Origin of the sequence: Moorena sp. SIO3I8, assembly GCF_010692325.1 — a bacterium.
Classification (GTDB): domain Bacteria; phylum Cyanobacteriota; class Cyanobacteriia; order Cyanobacteriales; family Coleofasciculaceae; genus Moorena.
In genome coordinates, this window is the sequence record NZ_JAAHHW010000458.1 from 1 (window position 1) to 1,142 (window position 1,142).

Annotated in this window: 3 protein-coding genes; 2 read left to right on the plus strand and 1 reads right to left on the minus strand. The window is 36.0% G+C overall.

Annotation, left to right across the window (positions count from 1 at the left end):
- Positions 1-326: transposase family protein (locus tag F6K51_RS37860; RefSeq protein ID WP_293031468.1), on the plus strand; the 326-nt coding region annotated here is incomplete at its 5' end.
- A gap of 56 nt (positions 327-382) precedes the next feature.
- Positions 383-601 carry a hypothetical protein gene (locus F6K51_RS37865; RefSeq protein ID WP_075905517.1) on the plus strand — a complete coding sequence of 73 codons (219 nt, stop codon included), beginning with the start codon at positions 383-385 and terminating at the stop codon, positions 599-601.
- A 33-nt stretch (positions 602-634) separates the two neighbouring features.
- On the opposite strand, the gene F6K51_RS37870 is transcribed toward F6K51_RS37865, so the two are convergent.
- Complete coding sequence (locus F6K51_RS37870; protein WP_075905515.1) at positions 635-877, minus strand: NfeD family protein; 243 nt, start codon at positions 875-877, stop codon at positions 635-637.
- Positions 878-1,142 lie beyond the last annotated feature (265 nt).

A 1,142-nucleotide genomic window follows, 5' to 3' on the forward strand; every position in this document is an offset into this window, starting at 1 on the left:
CTAAGAAAGGAGAATTAACTGATTCACAGAAAGCCGATAATAAACTTTTATCAAAATCGCGAATTTTCGTAGAGCATTTGATCAGAATAGTAAAAATATTTAAAATTGTTCAAGAAAGATTTCGCTTAAATAAAAAGCGTTATGAATCGGTAATATTAACTGTTTGTGGCTTAGTAAGATTAAGAATTGGTTCTCTACTTTTAGAAGTAAGAAAATCCCCTGAATGTGGTCAAAAAATTGACATTGTAATGACTCATAATTTTACTCCAAATTTGGATAATGAGACTCCAAAACCTGATGAAATGGATCCTATGGCTAAATTTTGAATCAGTTATTGACCCCCTTAGTTTGATTGCTGTGACTTGATTACAGATTATTGGAGATGTCTACAGGTTTACCGCAATTACTGACTTATGCTTTCAACAGCCTAGAGCATCAAGAATTTGTTTGGGGATTAGCCACTAATGGTCTGGTTTATCAGTTTGTTTATATCCATCAGGGTAATCCCCAAACTTATCAATATATGCCGATTTTAAACTTGTTTGAAAGCGATCGCGCCATGGTTATACTCCAAGTTTTGAAAGGGATTTGCAAACTTTAGAAATAGTACACTCTACGGTATTGATACACTGATTTAATTCAAAGAACTAGGTTCTACAATCAGGGTAATGTTATCAATCCCAGTTACTTCAACAATATCCCCAGGGTTGAGAGTGATGGCTTGTGGACATTTAGCATTCCAGTAGCTGGCTCGGAAGTGTACACGTCCGCTTTGATTGGGTTGTATGGCAACTTTAACAGTAGCTTCTCCTTGCCAACGGTTAAGGGTTTGGCTAGGGGAGGTTTGGGCTTGATGACACCGAAATAGTTTAAACATTGTTAGTTATCTATCAATACAGCAATTCTACTGAGATCTGCTTAATCTTGAGATAGTGATGTATAGCGTTTCCTAGTAAGCGTGAGGTACATCTAAATTTTCTTCCTTAACCAATAACGAAAGTACCTCACCCGATTGAGAACTGCTATATTAACTTATCAGTGACTTTGGAGAGAATTATGAGTAATTTGAAAATAAAGTCAATCAAAAGGTAAAAAGGAGTGTGGTGAAGCGTACAAAATTCTGTGCTTGAGTGGAAGTAGGA